Genomic DNA, 18,436 nt, shown 5'->3' with positions numbered 1-18,436 from the left:
GGCTTGACATCTGATGATCGACTGCGGTCGAATGGTCGGGCCGCAGGGATCCGGCACTCGACGGTCAAGGAGACAGTCATGAGAACTCACATGCCCTATTCGATTCCCGCCGCAGCGGTCCTCGCCATGGTCCTGGGGTTCGGGGTGAGCGCGTCAGCAACAGGGGTCTGGTCCCAGGTCGGGAGGATCACGGCTTTCGGCATGCTCTTCATCGCCATCGTCTCCGTGGGCCTTGTCGTACGACGAGCCAGGAATCGATCTCGGATGGATGCTCCGTCCGGGCTGGAGGCTTCCTTGGTGCAGAGAGCCGGGGCCTGCGCCTTCGCCGACCTCCTGATCGTCCTTCCTGCGACGGGTCTCTTGCTGCTGCTGTCAGGGAGTTGGATTCCGGCGTCGCTGGCCGTGCTCTTGGTCACCGTCGTCGCAATCACGGACTTCTGGGCGCGCTACCTGCTGTCTACCCGGCTCGCCGCGTGAAGAACGACGTAGCACGTCTCCGAGTGGGAACGGGTCTGACGCAGGCAGCCCTGGCTTCGCTGGTTGGGGTGTCGCGTCAGACCATCCATTCCATCGAGAAGGAACGACACACGCCTGGACTCGTTCTGGCGTTCGCCATCGCTGATGCGCTCCACGTCGACGTGGAGGCCGCCTTCGATGTTCGCGAGGCAGGGTGAGGGTTCGCCTCCGCTCGGAGCCGAACCCTCACCTTGGATCAGACGCAGGATGCGGCGCGACTGTTCACGTACACCTTGAGTTGTTTGTTGTTCTTGCATTTGCCCATGGCGCTCGCTGCGACAGTGGCGGCCGTGATGATGGCGCCGACGACGACGCAAGCGACCTGCCCGACAGCGGGGATCGCGCAGATGGCGGCACCGAGTGCAAAGCCCGCTCCTGCGATGAGGGCGTCTTGATCGACTTGATTAAACTTCACGTAGAGACCTCGCGAATCGCTGCCCCCACTCAGACGTGACTCTCGGGGGGCGGAGGTCGCCTCGAATGTCATCCCTTCGCCCAGGTCGACGACGGAGGTCGTCGAACCGTCCGCATTCGGCGTCGAAGAGGTGACCAGGCCAGCCACGTCAAGCTCCATGAGCGCCTCGTTCCAGTCCGAGTTGGTGATCGCCGGCCGCGAGATGGCTGCTTCCACCTCAGTCTGTGTGTCGGCGGATGCGCCCAAAGGGCTCACGAGAAGCATGACTGCAGCCAATGCAGTGGCCGAGGTGATGGCAGGGATTCGTTTCATCTCAACTCCTTTTTTGACAGTGGGGTCTGTGCCCGCTATCAAACTAGGAGAAGCCGATATTTAAAGCAATAGGTATCTCACGCGACGTAATGCCGCTGGCCTGATCGAAGGATCGAAGTTTCGGTGGGTGAGGACCATCTTTGTCCCGAGGCCAAGCAGGCCCGGGTCAGCAGGCCGTGTAGGCGTGGGCCGGGTCGTCGGCCGGCACCAGGTCGTGGTCGCGCACGATGGTCGAGGGGGCCGGGTCGAGTCCGGTGACGCGGGCGCACACGTCGGCGACCGAGCCGCGCAGGTCGTCGGTGTACTCGACGTCGAACACGAGCCCGCCGTAGACGTCCGTGAAGGCGCCGCACTCGTCGTAGCGGTCGCACTCCTCGGTGACGGCGAAGTCGTAGCCGACCTCGTCGCGGCCCCGGGCGCCGAGGTCGGCGGTGTTCTTCTGCGCCGTGGCCAGCCCGGCCGCGTGGGCCCGTGCGACGAGCAGCGTCGCGAAGGCGACCGCGTCGTCCTCACCGAAGGCGTCGTCCGACCGCGTCCACGAGTCGAGGTTGTCGAACTCGACCGCCTGGTAGCCCGAGGCGGCGCAGCCGTCGATCGTCGACGCCTGGCGCTCCGCCACGGCCTGCCGGTTCGCCGCCGAGGACAGGTCGAACAGGTGCTCGTCCGGCCAGCCGGGGTCGACCAGCGGTTCGCCGTCGGACGTCCGCACGAGCACTTCGTCCGGCCACTCGACGCCCGGTTGGGTCTGGAACCCGTTGACGTAGCAGATGCCGTAGACGTCGGGGGCGGGGTCGTCGGTGCTGTCGCGGGCGACGACCGTGGCTCCGTCGGGGACCGGCGACGCGCCTCCCAGTTGGTAGTCGAAGCGGGCACCCTCGGGCGGCAGCACGACGCCGTCGGCCGACGCGGCCCCCGAGGCCCCCACCGCGGACGTGGAGGCGCGCTCGGGTCGTTCACCGGCCCCGGCGTCGACGCCCGTGCAGCCCGTCACGACCAGCGCGAGTCCGACGAGTCCGACGAGTCCGAGGCGTGTGCGCATGCGGCGAGCCTAGGTGAGTCGAGCGGCGGGGCCGACCGTCAGGCGGTGTGCGACAGCGGTGCGGACTCGCGCTCGCCGACCGCGGCCTCGGCGGGGGTGGCCCCCGCGGTGACCACCGTGGCGGTGGGCGACGTGGCTGGCGCGGCAAGCGTGGCGGGGGCGCGGCGCGAGGTCAGGAAGTCGAGGCGCGCCGCTTCGCGGGCCAGTTCGCGGTCGTGCTCCGCCTGTCGGGCAGCGGCGCGGGCGTCCGCCAGGCTGCGCGCGTTCTCACGGGCCCTGGCTGCGGCGGCGGAGGAGGCGCGTCGTGCGGTCGCCCCCGTGGCCCGGGCGGCGACGACGGCACCGGCCGCGGTGGCCCGGCTGCCGTGACGCACGCCGTCCCAGGTCGAGCGGGCGGCCGGTCGGGTGCGCGTCGCGACGGTGGTGCCGGTCGTGCGGAACCAGGCGACGACGACCGGGGTGGTGCGTCGGACCCATGCGACCACGGCCCGGGAGGCGCGACGGACGGCCCGTGCCGTGGCCCGACCGGCCCGGGCCAGGGCGTCACCCGTGGCGCGCACGGCGGCCGCGACCCGGGTGGCGGCGGACGACAGCACGGGACGCAGGCGTTCGGCGAGGGTCGGCCCGGCGGGAGCCTGCTCGGGCACGGCGGAGCGGGTGGACGCGGTCTCGACGGGCGTGCCCGTGGCGGAGGCGATCGCCGGCGTCGGCGTGGCGGCGAGGACGGGGGCGGAGGCGACCACGGGGGCGGCCGTCGGCCGTCCTGCGGACAGGACCCGCGCCTCCTGGGTGGTCGGTCGGACGGGGGCCGGCGTCGTCTCGCGGACGGCCTCGTGCTCGAGAGGGTGCTCCGGCTCGTCGCGCGGCAGGGCACCGAGCACCCGGTCGGTCAGCCCGACGAGGGCGAGGGCCACGCCGCCGACGACGAGGGCGGCACCGAGCAGCCAGATCGCGATGGTGACGAAGTCGAGGTCGCCGATGGGCAGGAAACCGCCGGCGAAGAGCCCGACCGTGGCCAGGCGGAAGGTGGCGGCGAGGACGAGCGCCGCGCCCGAGACCAGCATCGCGAGGGCGACCCAGCCCGTGACTGCTGCCTTGCCCATGCGACACCTCCTGAGGATGGAGCGCGCGTCGCGGGTCGGGCCCGCGCGGGCGTCCCCTGCGAATGTAACCCGGAGGAGGGCTCGACCGTAACCCGCAGCGGTGGACGCGCCGTTCCCGGGCGATGCTCGGCTCCTGCGGGGGCTTCTCGGATGCGGGCCCGGGATGATCGCTCGCATGGCCAACTTCGACCGTCTCCTGGGTGCCGCCGCGCGTGCGCTCGGCAACTCCTCTTCTTCTTCGTCCGGCCGCGGTGGCGCGTCCGGCGGTTCCACCGACTGGCGTGACGTGGTGCGCAAGGTCTCCGACAAGGTGACCGGCGACGACCGCCAGGGCGGGCAGCCGCAGCAGGGCGGCCGCCAGCCCCAGCGCGACGGGTACGGGGCGCCGCAGCGGGGTGTCGGGCGCCCGGCCACCGGGGGCCACGCCCCCCAGGGGTCCGCCGCGGACCGCGCGGCCCTCGCCAAGTACGACTACCTGCTGCAGACCGCCCCGCCGCAGCAGCTCGAGCAGGTCCATCGCGACGCCTTCGAGCGCCTCACCCCCGAGCAGCGTCAGCAGGTGCTCACCCGCCTGAGCGCCGAGGTGCCCGCGGGCGAGCGTCCCGCGTCGAGCGCCCCGGCCGACCTCGCCCGGGCGGCGACCCGGGGCGAGACCGCACACCCCGGCCTGATGAAGCGCGTGCTCGGCAGCACGGGGGGCAAGGTCGCGGCAGGTGCCGCGGTCGGCGCCGGAGTGGCGGGGGTCGCGGGCCTCGCGGTCGCCGTGGCCGGGGCGGCCGCCGTCAGCAGCGTCGCCCTGCCCCTGCTGTCCGACGCCGTGACGTCGGGCATCGACTTCGACCAGCTGACCAACGGCTTCGGCTTCGAGGGGCTGGACGGCCTGACCGCGGGCGGCGAGGAGTACCTCGGCGGACTCGGCGAGCAGGTCGGCGGACTCGGCGAGCAGGTGGGTGGACTGGGCGACCAGCTCGGCAACCTCGGCGAGGGCTTCCAGATCCCCGGCCTCGGCAACCTCTTCGACCGCTGACCGCGCGGCTCGCGCCGGCGCGGATCGCGCCCGTGCGGCTCGCGCCCGCGCGGCTCGCGTCCTGAGGCCCCAGGAACTCGCCGAGACCCTCGCGCGCGCGGGGGGTCCGGCCCGGTCACCGAACTCGGCAAGTACGCCGACGCCGCCGACGAGATCGAGACGCTGGGAGCAGGACGATGACCAAAGCGGAAGAGCTGCCCGCGCGACGCAGAGAGGCGCGTCGACGACGCCCGAGCAGAACCAGCCCGGAGCACCCGCCGTCGAGGCGACGTCAGCACCCCGGCCGAACGTCGTTCGAGCCAAGCCCGTACGCATCACCGCCGACCGGTCGCCCCAGGCCTCATCGACTACGCCGCAGGCCTCGCAGAGGCTCAGGGCCGAGTGCGTGTCGCGCACGTGCACGTTACCCATGCCCTCGTTGCAGAGCTGCTGGAAAACGACGAGCCGCAAGGGGCCATCGCCCGCCGCGTCCGCGCGCAGCTCGACGACTAGACCGTCCGTAGTTCAGTAACTACGGACTTACGCTACTGGCCGCCCAGCGCCTCAAGGTCTGTGGCCCAGCGCTCCGCGCCGCTCGAGCTTCTGGGACGGGGTCGTGGTGGCGATCGCGGGTCGGCAGGATGACAGTGGTGGGCTCGCCGGTTTCTGATGCGAGAGTCAACAGCCATCCACCGACGCCGCTGGATGAATTGACCGGCACGTCGCGGTAGATGTAGGCACTTTCGGCCAGCGAGGTCATAGCCAGCACAGTACGGCCTCGCCGGCCTCGTTCTTGGAATACGGCTGTGAGATCAGGCGTCGGCGCGGGGGAGTGTCACGGCTGAATCGACCGCGGCCGGGTGCCGCTCGAGCGCCCGGAAGACAGTTGTCCGCCCCGCGCCGAACAGTTCCACCAGCTCGGCGACCGTGTGGTCGCCGGCCCGGGGGAGCGCAACCATGTGCCGCTCTTGCACGGGGGAGAGCTTGGGCTTTCGGCCCTTGAGCTGCTCCCGCACTTTCGCCGTGGCCATGCCCTCGCGCGTGCGCGCTCCGATCAAGTCGGACTCGAACTCGGCCACCATCCCCAGGACGACAAAGAGCAATCGCCCGACGGGGTCGGTCGGGTCGTAGACCGACCTTCCGAGGGTCAGCCGCACCTGCCGGCGCGTCAGCTCTTCAGCGATGTCGGTTGCGTCTCGCAGCGATCGCGCGAGGCGAACGAGCTTCGTCACGCCCAGGGTGTCGCCCTGCCGGCAGGCCGCCAGAGCCTCTCGGAGCCCCGGCTGCTCCCTACTAGTCCCTGTCAGGCCGCGGTCGCTGTAGATCGGTTCCGGCGGCACCCCCAGCACGCAGGCGGCGTCCCGCTGCGCGGTGAGGTCCTGGGTGTCGATGGAGACGCGGGCGTAGCCGATGAGGGTCCCGGTGGTCTTCAGTCTCACAGAGGGTGCCGTCACCGGAACCTATTTCGGACGGCCTATCTGAGACAGTAATACGCCCGGAGGTCCGGGGGAGTGGTCGCAGCCGCAGAACGTCCGATGAACGATCGCCGAAGCGAGAGGGAGCTCGTAGCGCAGGCTACGGGCTCCCTCTAAGCCATCTCAGGGCGAGTGGACCAGTCGATAAACCAGCAATGCCAAGCTGCTCCGCCTCATTAGGGTCGGTAGTCGTCTCGCTTCTCGGCCCCGATGTACATACCTGGGTGTGCTCGATTGCCGCCTAGAACGCCTATGGCAGTCAGGCCAACACTGAGGCTTGCAATGAGGATTTTCACCAAACCAATGAGAAGGGGCTTTACGCGAATCGACATTTGAGCAACTGCTTTCCTAGTACTTGTTGGAGCAAGTTGCTGGACGAATCTTCTGTGGCCGGATGTGCCGCCTCGAATATGCGTTGCCTCTAGCTGCTACGGCATCCTTAGCCGAAAGTATCCGAGTCGGGCGCGGGGCAGGTCTTGTCGACTCGTTCCGCTTCGGCGTCCGTCAGCCCTTGACTGGATGCTGATCCAGCGCTCGGGAACCAGCCCTGGTGGGGCCAGGTCGACGCGAACTCCTCGCGAGTCATGCTCGGCTCGGTTGACGGGGCGCCGAGCGCCTCGAAGCACGGCAGCTGGAACATGGTCTGGTAGTCGTACAACCACGCCGCTTGCCCGACCGTGAGCGTCTCAGCGACGGGGCTCGGGTACATGACGTTGCAGCGGTAGCTGGCGAGTTCGGCCTGCTCGCGCTGCGGCCCGCCGTCGGGCATCTCGAACGAATAGCCCTGCGAGGTCGAGCCGTCCTTACCTCTCCCGACGTCGTCGACCACGGGCAGGCCGGCCTCGCGGAGGCACGCGATGAGCGGGTCGAGGTCGCCGCCCTCGATCTCGTGGACCAGGGCGACCTCGGGTCGGACCGCGTCGGGGAATTGCTTTGTCACCTGGTCCCAACGCTGGTCGGTGGCCTTCTGCCGCAGTTCGGCGAGGCGGGCTGGGTCCGGCGGCCCCGAGGTAGGGGGCGCACCGAGCTCGTCGAGGACGGCTTGCCGGTCCGGCACCCCGGTTCCGTTCGTCGCGGTGCCGGTCGGGGCCGGTGGCCCGCCCATCTCGCTGCTAATCCCGGCACACCCGGTCAGCAGCAGCGCAACCGCCGCCACGGCGACCCCCGCCGTCAATCTCCTCATGGGCCACATTGTAAGAGGATTCCTCAAACAGGACATCAAGACGTGATCCAGAACACCACCAGGCGGTGGCTTATCGGAGTGCCAGGGGCGCTCAGATTGGACCAGGCATCAGCGTTTGCGGCAGAGCGACGACAGGCCGCCAACTCGTGGCAGCTCTGAAGGCCCTTTGAGCTATCTGCGTCAGCCGATGCCGCTGCGGGCGAGGTCCCTGACTTTCTCAGGATCGAACGCCTCGCCCGAGTCTGGGGAGGTCATCAGGTTTAGCTTCCCGCAACGCGTTGCGTCTTGCGCCTGACATCCAGCGCTGGTTTTGGGCCTGCCCAAACACTCGGTCACCGTCAGGCCAGACAGAAATCCTGGCGATGTCTTGTCCCAGCAAGAATCCCCGCGACTTCTTAAGCTCTCGAAGCACCTCGCGCGTCTTCCTGGCCTGTTCCTCGTAAGACGCTGCGGGACTGTGCGGTGCTCGTAGCTCTGCGGGATAGGTCCCGCGGCCACGCCACCTGTCGAACAAAGGTCGCCGGCGCGCGTATCGCAGCTCGCGTTCACATATTCCCGGTCCCAAATTCAGAGCATGCGGGTCATCGTCCGTGCACTCAACGCGACCCCGAATTAACCCGCCTCCCGTTTGCCGGCCCTTCCCCCGTGCCGCAATGACCCAGTCAACATCTCGAACGAGGAGATCGTTTAGGGCATATCGATAGACCGAGGCCACGGGCACGATGATGAGTGCAATGGCCCAGCCCATGAGTACCACGAGCGAGCCGGGGTCTCCGTTCAGATGACCAGTTGGCGGGTTGAAAAGACGAATGAGCCCGCCGACTGTTACCGAGAGCCACAGGGTGGCTATTACCAAGAGGAGAGTGCCAGTTAGCTGGAACTTCTCGCCGTTTGCCATGACCATTAGGAACAGCCCCATGGTCACCAGAAACAGGTAGCCGAAGTCGGGCACCGGAGAGATGAGCCACGAGCCTGTTCGACTCAACAGGTCAATCGCCCAGTTACCTGTCGGCACGTACATGTCGACCAGCGGGGTGATGATGAGGACTTTCAGCACGGCGATGACCGCTGCGACGACCAAGCCTGATCCGATTTTCCTCAACATGAAGGAATCCTGGGACCGAACCGTCGAAGTTACTAGTGCGAAACGCTGTGAATCGGCCGCGTTGGGCGATGTCCCGGAGATTACGGACCGCAGTGTTGTCCGGCTAGCAGTGGATGGGCCTGAGTGGCGCACGGCCGTGGGGTCAGGAGGCTAAGCCGAAACGGTGACCAGTACGAAACGGGGTTTTGAGCCGGTCGGGGTCAGGACCGTTAGTTTGGTGCCCGTTAGACGGTCGTCCATCGGGATACCTGCTTGGGTCCCTATTGGCGGGTGACTGACGAGCTGGCCCCTGGTAACAGTTTGGTGACGAATCTCAGGCTTTTGTCCCCCTTGGGGTCGTGCGCGCCTCGCAAGTCGACGCTGTTGTCTGGGCAAAGGTCGGGGCTGTTGTAACCCGGACGAGTGCGTTCGGTTTCGGCGGGGCTAGCACCATCGAATTCACCGTGGATTCTGGCCTTATTCTCAGGTTCGCATGCCGGGGTGGCTTGCGACTTTTGCGGGCGATTTCGTCCGGGGCATGGGGTTGATTGTGCGTTCGCGTTGGGGCAATTTCGGTGTTGTTGCGGGAGTTGTCGTTACGGCTGCGTTGGTGGCGGAGTTGCTCGTTGCTGTGCCAGCGGGGGCTGCACCGGAGCCGACTGCGGCCGATGTTCCTGTCTTGACGTCGGAGCCTGCGGCGCCGGCAGAACCGGAACTGCCTCAGGGAACGGCGCCCGAGGACCTGGCTGGGGTGGGTGTCATTCCCGAGCCCTCGGCAGAGGTCTCGGCCGAACCTGTCGAGATGGTGACCGATGCCCCTACCGGCCAGACCTTCGACGAAGACTCCGCCAAGTTGCTGAAGCGGTCCGAGTTCCAAAACGTCTATAAGAACGAAGACGGGACCACGACGACGGAGGTCGGGCAAGCGCCTCTGAACGTTAAAGACAGCTCAGGTGCTTGGGAACCCGTCGACCCTTACCTGACCTCCACCCGTGACGGCGGCTTCGAGACCAGCGCTCACCCGTTGGAGCCGGTGTTCGCGGATTCCGCGGGCGACGGCGACGTCATGACGGTCAGCCGGGGCGGTCACGACGTCGGCTTCTCCCTCGAGGGCGCGGCGGACTCTGATGCGGTGCACTCGGTGGCCATGCGAACCGGTGCCGGTGCAACCGAGGTGCGGTACCCGGGTGTGTTCCCGAACACGACGCTGACGTACGAAGTGTTCGACGGCGAGGTCAAGGAAGAACTCGTCCTGGATCGGTTGCCGGCACAAGACCGGGATTCGTGGACGTGGCACGTGACCACGGATCTGTTCGCCGCAGTGACCGACGACGGGGGCGTGCGCTTCACCGACGGCGCGGGCGCGACGCAGCTGATGATCCCGACCCCGGTCATGTACGACTCGTCGGGGAAGGAGAACGTGCGCGAGGCCGCGCAGAAGAACATCCCTGTCACCTTGTCCCAGACGGCCGCGGGCTGGGATCTGAGCCTTGCCCCGTCTCGAGCGTGGTTGGCGGATGAGGCCCGGGTCTACCCGGTGCACATCGACCCCACGATGTCGGGTGGGTGGAACGAGGATGTCCGCTCGTACAAATCCGACGGCACCGTCTTGACCGGCGGGTACCCGCGGATGGGTAACTCCCGAGACGGGGGTGACAAGTACTGGCGGAGCATCCTGCACTACAACTACGAGCAGAACATGGGCCGTCAGGTCCTTGATGCGTGGATCGAGTCCGCCTGGGGCAACGAAGGCACGACCGCCTCCACCACAGGATCGGTCCATTACGCCACCACCCAGAACTACAATGGTGTCGGCAACCAGCTCTCGAGCTGGACCACCACTAACGGTGGGACCGCGGGCGATGACGCTCTGACGAACCAGGTCGCCAAATGGACCCGCGACGGGCAACGCGGTGCGTACCTGATGCTGCGTGGGCAGGAGTCGCCCGGTGTGTACACGTTTAAGCGGTTGAACACGATTCTCTACGTGCAGTCCAAAGAGTTCCCCTCGACGGGGGAGCCCGTCGCACCGTCGCCGGCGAACACCGCCAAGGCTTCCATCACACCGTCGTTCAAGTTCAACGGTCGCGACCCTGAGGGCACAGGGCTGAAGTACGCGTTCCATGCCAGCACCGGCAACCCGGACGTGCTTCCGTTGGCATACGACACGGGTTGGCAGGACTCACCCCAGGTGACGGTCCCGCCGAACACCCTGAAGCCGGGGACGAAGTACAACTGGATGGGCTACGTCTACGACGGGTACAACGGCTACGCCGGAACCTCCACCGTGCGGACGTCCTCGGTCTACAGCTTCACCACGAACAACCCCGGAACCGTTCCCGTGGACACGGCAATGGCTCCGAACAAGGCGATCATCTCCACCACGCAGCCCGTGTTGACCGTACCGAGGTCAACGGACGCCGACGGGGATTCGCTGGAGTACCTGTTCCAGATCGCTACCGGGACGGACGCTGCTTCCGGGCAGGTCGCGAACTCCGGATGGTTGCAGACCCCACGAGACCTGCCCGCCGACCAAGCGCCGTCATGGAAGGTGCCGGCCGATGTGCTGCTGGACGGTGCCGGCTACAGCTGGACCGTCAAGGTGCGAGACAAGTTCGGTGCCGCAGCTGACGCCTATGACATCGTCTCGGCACCCGTGGCGACGTTCAGCGTGAACCTGCGCGTCAGCGAGGCAGGCCCCTCACCGGTGGACACCGCCGGCCCCGCCACGGTGAACCTCGCCAACGGCAACCTCGGCCTGCGCTTCTCGTCCCCGACAGTCGGTACGGTCGGCGGCCCCATGGGGTTGTCGTTCAGCTACAACTCCTTGAAGCCACGCAACTACGGCCTCACCGGCACCTACTACGACGATGCCGAGAAAAAGGACAAGACGTTCACCCCCGACAAGGTGCGCCTGACCCGCACCGACACGAACGTCAACTTCGACTGGGGCACGTCCTCGCCCCACCCTTCCGTGCCAAGTGATTACTTCCTGGCGAGGTGGACCGGCTACATCACGCCTCCGGCGGGGGATTGGGTGTTCGGGGTCACCCGGGATGACGGGGCCCGCGTCAGCGTGGGGGATCTCACCAAAACCGTCTACGACGGGTGGGCCGACACCAAGGCCGCCGAGGAGTGGGGCACCGTCGTCGTGAAGTCCGACGGGCAGAGCGCTCTGCCGTTCAAGATGGACTATGTCGAACGCAGCGGAGCTGCGAACATCTTCCTCAATGCCCGCAAGACCGACGGGACCTCGGCCACGGTCGTCCCGGCTTCATGGTTCACCCGCAGCGTCGAGACCCTGCCCCAAGGGTGGTCACCCTCCACCGGGCTCAACGGTGACGCAGGCGACTACGCCTACGCACAGTCCGTCGGCAACACCGTCGTCATCACCGACACCACCGGCACCACCCACACCTACACCCGCGTCTCGGGCACCGGCATCAACGGCTCCTACACCGCCCCGGTGGGGGAGTACGGCAAGATCTCCTGGGACCAGACCGGCAAACTCACCCTCACCGACGACGACGGCACCGTCACGACGTTCAACGCCGCAGGGCGCGTGGACTCGGTCACCCCGGCTGAGGACTCCATCAAGCGGGCCACCCCGATCTCGACCTACCGCAAAGGCACCGGGCAGCTCGCTCGCCTGTCCGACCCGCTGTCCGAAATCGCAGGCGCCGACAAGACCACCACCACCGGTTACAGCAGCGAGGTGCACTTCGTCTACGGCGGCGACGGCGTCGGCACCGTCACCAATGAAGACGGCACCTTCCTCGACAACAACACCCTGACACTCCGCGACAGCAGCGGCGCCGCATCCAACGCGTGCCCGATCCCGTCGGACATGCCGGCCATCGTCGCCGCCCCCAAAGGCATGCTCTGCCGCATCGTGTACCCGGGCCACGTCGAGGGCAAGAACGACACCACACAGTTGTTCTACGACAAGAGTGGCAACCTGATCCGCATCCAGGACCCGGGCAATGAGGTCACCGACTTCCAATACGACGAAAACGGCCGCCTGACCGTTGTCCGAGACCCGCTGCAGAGCGACTTCCTCACCGGGCGCGCGACAACAGACCCGGCCTTCGGCCTGGCCCGGACGGAGTTCGGCTACGACAGCGACCCCACCAGCGCCACCTACGGCCGCGTCACCTCGGTCACTCTCGCCGCACCCGACGGCACTTCTGCCACGGCTCGGCCCAAGAAGACCTATGGGTACGACGTCGCTGGGCGCACGAGCACCGTCGATGTTGCCGGACTCGAGACGGCCGAGCTCCCGAGTGCCGGCCAGCACGGTATGACGGCCACCTATGACGCTGATTTGCGTCAGCTGACCGCGACCGGCCCCACGGGGCTCACCTCGAGCCAGATCTGGAACGCAAAGGACCAGTCGCTTTCGGCCACTGACCCGCAGGGGCGGATGAGCACCACCATCTATGACCCCGTCACCGACCGGGTCACCGACACCTACGGCCCCGCCCCGGCGGCGTGCTTCACCGCCCAACGCACCTGGACCGGTCAGACGAATGCCGCCTGCCCGGTGGTCCCAGCCCACAGCAGCACGAAGTACGACACCGTCTACAACTCCACCACCAAGACCACGACGTCCCTGAACGGCCTCCAGGCCGCCTGGTACGACAACGTCACCATGGGCGGGCCGCCGAAGGTCTACACCCTCGGCCTGCCCGGCGCCAACGGCGGTGCCATCGACCGAGACTGGGGCGAAGGAAACGCCCCCACGACCGGAATCCCGGCAGGATCGTTCACGATCCGCATGACCGGACAGATCACCCTGCCAGGGGCTGGCACCTACACCTTCCGCACCCGGGCCGATGACGGCACCCAGCTGTGGGTCGGCAACGAGATGATCATCAACGACTGGGCTGCCTCCGCAGCCCACGACGTCAGCGGCAACTACGCCCTCGCCACAGGTCGCCCCGTCACCCAACCCATCCGCCTTCAGTACCTGAACCTGCGCGGCGCTGCGAGCCTGAAGCTGTACGTCAAAAAAGACGGCGGCACCGAGACCCTCGTGCCGGCATCGTGGCTCACCCCCGACTACGGCCTGCAGACGTCGGCCACGACGGACGACTCTGTTCTGCCGGGTGACGCGGAGATCACGAACTCAGACGTCCCCTCGAGCACCACGAATACCGAATACGCCAGCCCGTGGCTTGGCCAGGCCACTGCCAGCATCGAGGACGCCACCGGCCTTGCCCTGAAAACGACGACCGAGTTCGAGGCCCCGACGATCGGGTACGGACGCCGCACCACACGCACCCTCCCCGCGCAGGATGCCACCGCCTCCATCAAGACGACTTACTACACCGGAACCGGAAGTGACGGCACGAGTCCGGCGGATGCGACCTGCGGTGTGCCGGCATCCACTCAGCAGTACGGGGCGCCGAAGACCACAACCAGTGCTGCGGGGCTGGTGACGACCTCGGTGTACGACCTGCTCGGACGTGTCGCCGGGACCAAGAGCACCGGTGACAACACGTGGTCCTGCATGGCCTACGACGATCGCGGCCGCGTGGTTTCGTCCACGACCTCCGCCATCGGGGACGCGATCAAAGAGCGAACCGTCACGTCGACCTACCGCAGCGCAAGTGGCGATCCCCGCGTGTCAACCGTGTCGGACAACTCCGTCACGGGCGCCAACCAGGGCAGCACCATCACGACGGTGACCGACCTGCTGGGGCAAGTCACGAAATACACCGACGTGTGGAACACCGTGACCGACACCACCTACGACGCCACCGGAAAAGTCAAGACGACCACGACCAGCACGGCTCAAGGCACGACAAGTACGACCAAGCTGAAGTACAACCAGAACGCACAAGTCATCGAGGTCAAGCACAACGAGAAAGTCCTCGCGACCGCCACCTACGACCGCGGCGAACTCGCCTCCGTGCAGTACCCCACGGGCGGCGGCAACGGTTCAGCCCTGAGCGCCATCCAAAAGAACGCGGCCGGCGCGTTGACGGGGCTCAGCTGGTCCTTCCCGAACGGACAGACCCCCGTCACGGACGAGGTTGTGCGATCGCAATCCGGACGAGTAGTGAAAAATATCACGACGTCGGGTGCAACGGTCAACCCGTCATGGTACGAATACGACGGCGCGGGACGACTCATCAAAGCCTCCATCCCGAGGCACGACCTCACCTACGCGTTCGAGTGCAACAAGACGACGACGACCGCGGGCTGTAACGGCAACCGGACATCCTCCAAGGACGTCCAAGACCCCAAGCAGCAGACCCCAACGCGAACGACATTCACGACGTCTCAGTACAGCGCGGCCGATCGGTTGCTCTCGACCGTCGTGCAGGGTCCGCCCACGGGCGCGACGCCCACCGCGCAGTCGATCCCCGCGGCGAGCATCAAGTACGACACCCACGGGAACACGACACTCCTAGCCGACCAGACCATGACCTACGACGGCTCAGATCGACACATGACCACGGTCCTGGCCGACGGCAGCAGAGTCGTCTACCAGCGCGATGCGACCGACCGGATCGTGAAGCGCACGCAAACGACCAGTGCCATGGTCGTGACCACGACGAAGTACTCCTTCGCCGGGGGAGGCGACAGCCCCGACGTCGAACTCAACGACCAAGGCGGCGTCACCTCGACGGTTGTGTCGCTGCCGGGCTCTGTGCTCGTCTCGATCGGCGCGAGCTCGCAATCGTGGTCGTACCCGAACATCCACGGCGACATCATCGTCACCGCCGACCAGACCGGAACCCGATCCGCCGGGCTGACCGTATACGACCCCTTCGGCCAGACCATGAACCCCACCACCGGGGCCTTCGGCACGGTGCCGGCCAACCAGGCAGGGCCCGACAACAAGCCCGGCGACGCCGACTACGGCTGGCTCGGCCAACACCAGAAACTCAGCGAACACCTCAGCACACTCTCAACCATCGAAATGGGCGCCCGACAGTACGTCGCCAGTCTTGGACGATTCCTTGAAGTCGACCCGGTTGAGGGCGGCGTCGACAACGACTACGTGTATCCGGGCGACCCGGTCAACAGCTTCGACCTCGACGGGCGGCAAGTCTGCGGTAGCTGGAATGCTTACTGTGACCCAACAGCTCGTACGACGTCGGAGAAGTGGGAAAGGGAAGTGAACCTTGCTATCGCCACTTCGATCATTCCCATCGGCGGCTGGATATTCGCTACGGGTAAGACTGCAAAGTATGTTTACTCAGCCGCCAAAGTTCTCCAAGCCGGAGGACGGGCCGGGACACGCCTGAGTCAGACTGGGATAGTGGCGCGTGGTCTGTCTGGTCGCGTTGGGACTTGGCTGGGTGGCCGTATTGCCACTAACTGGTCTCGAGGGACAAGGCTTGCAAATAAAACCATGATGTATGTATCAAAAAATGGTCGTATTGCCTACAGGACGGCTACTAGGGGCAAGTCAAATATAATGTCTAGTAAATCAGGAAGTTATCCCAAAGGTGGCGATTACCGCAATATGCACATTAACCACTGAAGGAGGCAGTTGTGGACATTCCCCCATACAGCAGCTGGCCCGTGACGGGTCTGCCAGGCAAGATTGGCCGAGGTTTACTTAGTGGTATGTGGGTCCTTGCTGAGAAATTCGCAGACGTCGACGGGCCCGAAGGTTATCGATTGTGGTTGCCTGAGCCTGATGTTGATGACCCAGATACCGGAGAACATCTGACCGTCAGCATGCGTGAGGGTGACTCGCCCAACGATGAACTTAGTTTTATTCACCAATTCACGAGAGTGCTTGACGTGTCCTGGACTATCTCCCAGGAAGAAAGCATCGCCGCAAGAGACTGGCTTAATGACCGCTTCGAAATTAACGTGTCGCAGGAGCCGAGGGACATGCAGAAGCATCTACGTCGTCTCGGCTTCCGGTAACTGAGCGTCGAGCAGGTCCGCGATGACTTGCACGGTCGCAACTTTGGCAGATGCATTGTGCAAGCAATATGCCCATGGCATCATTATCATAATGTGCTTTCATGCCGCAGCCGCAGCCGCAGCCGCAGCCGCAGCCGCAGCCGCAGCCGCAGCCGCGTTCGGCGAACCATGCTCGGCTAGACGGTCTGTCGCTTAGCCCGCCCCGCCTTGTCGATCTCGACCGGAAACGGGCAGGCTCTAACACCAGACACAGTGAAGCCCCCGACCACGACGGGGGCTTCACTGTTTGTCTTCGGCTAGATCGCGGTTCAAGTCGTGCGCGGATGCCATGTAGGTGGCTTCGTTGAATTAGCTCTCTTGCCAGGTTAGCTAACGGTGATGCAAGTCTGCTTTGGGTGAATGGTATCGCAGTTTTATCCTAGTTGAGACTGAAATAGCTGGCATCAACCTACGCCTACAGTGACGGCAACGCCTCCGTCGCACAGGGGAGCAACGCCCCTGTCCCCGTATCGTCTCGTCAGGGCAAGATTCCAAGAGGCGTCTAATCGCCCGATAGACGGTCGTTCATCGGGACACCGGTTGGAGCCCGTCGCGGCCGGTTGAGGTAAGTGGCATCTGGCCTGCGGATTCGCGTATGCCTGTCCCGCAAAAATGCCCGGTGACGGGGGTCTAAACGCTACAGTCTTCGCATGCTCATCGGATACGCCCGCGTCTCAACGTCCGGACAGGATCTCGCAGCACAGCGCGACGGTCTTGCAGCGCTAGGTGTTGACGATCAACACGTGCATGTTGACCACGGCCTGTCGGGTACAACCCGAGCCAGGCCGGGCCTCCGCGAGGCCCTTGCTGCGTGCCGTGCCGGCGACGTTCTGGTCGTGACAAAGCTCGACCGTCTTGCTCGATCGCTGCGCGACGCGACTGACATCGCGGACGAGCTGACGAAGAAGGGTGTTGCCCTGAATCTTGGGGGAGCGGTCTATGACCCCACCGACCCGGTAGGCCGGCTCCTGTTCAATGTCCTCGGCATGGTCGCAGAGTTCGAAGCCGACCTCATCCGTGCGCGCACGCGGGAGGGCATGGCGATCGCCAAGGCCGCCGGCAAGCTCCGCGGCCGGAAGCCCAAGCTCACCCCATCGCAGGAGAAGCACCTCGTGCAGCTGCACCGCACCGGCGAACACACGACCAGCGAGATCGCAGAGTTGTTCGGCGTCGCCCGCTCGACGGTTTACCGAGCCATCCAACGCACCGAAGTGTCATGAGGTGCGGTGGTCCAGAGCTGCGTCAGTAATCAACGATTGTCGCCTGGGTTCGGCTGCTGTAATCCACTTTCATGGGCCAGAACGTCTTGTGAAAGAAGATTCCCGACGGACGAGCCTTAGTGGTCCCGTCCGGTGGCAAGGTCACGGGTGACCGGTAGCCAGAGGTTTGCCGCCTAGGACTCGATCCGGGGTCCGACCAATTACGAGCGTCGGGAATGGAGCGACGCCGTCCGGCAGATCTTCTCCGAAGTGGTTTCGGGCTGCTACGTGAAACAACGCGGCATACACAGTGGCCATCATCCATGTTTCCGCGAGGACGGTATCCAAGTCCACGCGGAGAGATACTGCTTCAAGGCCTTGCTTAGGTCTGGCATGAGGGCGGGACAGGTAGGTGAGCAGGGGCCGATCAAAGATCGGAACAGACTCACCTTCCCCGAATGCGCTGAGAGGCACTTCGCCGTTCTCATTTGGGCCGATGGTGACAAGTTCGATTCGAACGTCGTCACGAGCCGCTACGGCAAGTCCGTGCTTGAGCTTGTTGTGAGCCGCGTTTATAGACAACTCGTCGTCAGTTAGGAGATACGAGGCGTGGTTGATCCATTCAAGGGCCGTGCGAGCCGAGGCCAAAACATCATCAGTGATGGGCGTGCCCGCCGGAAACATCAGACGAAGTAGCAGCTGTTGGTCGGCGTCAAATCTTGCCTTGGTCGCCTTCAGGACGTCGATAGTCCTTGGCGGGCTTTCGGCTACGGCGAGCCACATGCATGCTGCGTCGCTCGCGGCAGATTCGGCCGTGACGGCGTAGAGGAACCGCTCCACAGCTTCGGCGCACTGGTGACGGAGTGCGAGGGCATCGAGGGCAACCTGGACTCTGTGCCCTGTTTGGCTAATGGGCGGAAGCGCATCCACACCACTTAGACCCAGTGCTCGGAAGAACCCCGGTTGGGTCGGAGTAGTCGGGGGGACGACATGATCCTTGGAGGCTAAGAGCATCGCGATTCGCGAAGAAAAATGACTTAGTGGGTCTGAGAGGTAGAACTCATCGTCAAGGATCTTGGCTTGTGGTGCGGTCAGTAGCACACCCTCCGGGCGGACACCTAGATACATGTCCTCAAGTGTGTGGGTCTGGTGTCGCTACATGCCAGGCGAGC

Annotated in this window: 12 protein-coding genes; 5 read left to right on the top strand and 7 right to left on the bottom strand. The window is 65.5% G+C overall.

The window, feature by feature from the left end:
- Positions 1-78: 78 nt before the first annotated feature.
- Together ACIOSR_RS06860 and ACIOSR_RS06855 are read left to right on the top strand one after the other, a co-directional pair.
- Positions 79-477: a hypothetical protein gene (locus ACIOSR_RS06860; protein ID WP_402752174.1), complete on the top strand. Its 399-nt coding sequence runs from the start codon at positions 79-81 to the stop codon at positions 475-477.
- Positions 474-674, top strand: a complete 201-nt coding sequence (locus ACIOSR_RS06855; protein WP_371740395.1) for a helix-turn-helix transcriptional regulator — start codon at positions 474-476, stop codon at positions 672-674. The genes ACIOSR_RS06860 and ACIOSR_RS06855 overlap by 4 nt, the downstream gene beginning before the upstream one ends.
- A 38-nt stretch (positions 675-712) precedes the next feature.
- On the opposite strand, the gene ACIOSR_RS06850 is transcribed toward ACIOSR_RS06855, so the two are convergent.
- The 3 genes from ACIOSR_RS06850 to ACIOSR_RS06840 form a co-directional block, all read right to left on the bottom strand.
- The gene (locus ACIOSR_RS06850) at positions 713-1,243 is read right to left on the bottom strand and encodes a hypothetical protein (protein ID WP_173151925.1); all 531 of its coding nucleotides are present in this window, start codon (positions 1,241-1,243) and stop codon (positions 713-715) included.
- Between the two features lie 166 nt (positions 1,244-1,409).
- Positions 1,410-2,282 carry an endo alpha-1,4 polygalactosaminidase gene (locus ACIOSR_RS06845; protein ID WP_402752173.1) on the bottom strand — a complete coding sequence of 291 codons (873 nt, stop codon included), beginning with the start codon at positions 2,280-2,282 and terminating at the stop codon, positions 1,410-1,412.
- A 38-nt stretch (positions 2,283-2,320) separates the two neighbouring features.
- On the bottom strand, positions 2,321-3,385 hold the full coding sequence (locus ACIOSR_RS06840) for a hypothetical protein (protein ID WP_402752172.1): 1,065 nt from the start codon (positions 3,383-3,385) through the stop codon (positions 2,321-2,323).
- Between the two features lie 175 nt (positions 3,386-3,560).
- On the opposite strand from ACIOSR_RS06840, the gene ACIOSR_RS06835 reads away from it, so the two are divergent.
- Positions 3,561-4,412, top strand: coding sequence for a cation-transporting ATPase (locus ACIOSR_RS06835; protein WP_402752171.1), 852 nt, complete (start codon positions 3,561-3,563; stop codon positions 4,410-4,412).
- A gap of 791 nt (positions 4,413-5,203) precedes the next feature.
- Here the strand turns inward: ACIOSR_RS06835 and ACIOSR_RS06830 are convergent.
- The 3 genes from ACIOSR_RS06830 to ACIOSR_RS06820 form a co-directional block, all read right to left on the bottom strand.
- The gene (locus tag ACIOSR_RS06830) at positions 5,204-5,830 is read right to left on the bottom strand and encodes a recombinase family protein (protein ID WP_402752170.1); all 627 of its coding nucleotides are present in this window, start codon (positions 5,828-5,830) and stop codon (positions 5,204-5,206) included.
- Between the two features lie 475 nt (positions 5,831-6,305).
- Positions 6,306-7,049, bottom strand: a complete 744-nt coding sequence (locus tag ACIOSR_RS06825) for a hypothetical protein (RefSeq protein ID WP_402752169.1) — start codon at positions 7,047-7,049, stop codon at positions 6,306-6,308.
- Positions 7,050-7,266: 217 nt separating this feature from the next.
- Entirely contained in the window at positions 7,267-8,154 is an 888-nt protein-coding gene (locus ACIOSR_RS06820) for a hypothetical protein (RefSeq protein ID WP_402752168.1), read from the bottom strand.
- 589 nt (positions 8,155-8,743) lie between these two features.
- Here ACIOSR_RS06820 and ACIOSR_RS06815 point away from each other — a divergent pair.
- Positions 8,744-15,631, top strand: a complete 6,888-nt coding sequence (locus ACIOSR_RS06815; RefSeq protein ID WP_402752167.1) for a PA14 domain-containing protein — start codon at positions 8,744-8,746, stop codon at positions 15,629-15,631.
- A 1,084-nt stretch (positions 15,632-16,715) separates the two neighbouring features.
- Entirely contained in the window at positions 16,716-17,285 is a 570-nt protein-coding gene (locus ACIOSR_RS06810; RefSeq protein ID WP_402752166.1) for a recombinase family protein, read from the top strand.
- A gap of 141 nt (positions 17,286-17,426) precedes the next feature.
- Here the strand turns inward: ACIOSR_RS06810 and ACIOSR_RS06805 are convergent, their stop codons facing one another.
- Positions 17,427-18,392, bottom strand: coding sequence for a hypothetical protein (locus ACIOSR_RS06805; protein WP_402752165.1), 966 nt, complete (start codon positions 18,390-18,392; stop codon positions 17,427-17,429).
- Between the last annotated feature and the right edge of the window lie 44 nt (positions 18,393-18,436).

The organism is Frigoribacterium sp. NPDC087798 (assembly GCF_044742985.1).
In the GTDB taxonomy this organism is placed as follows: Bacteria; Actinomycetota; Actinomycetes; order Actinomycetales; family Microbacteriaceae; genus Frigoribacterium.
Note: the sequence above shows the minus strand (reverse complement) of the source record. Positions and strands in the feature narration are given on the sequence as shown.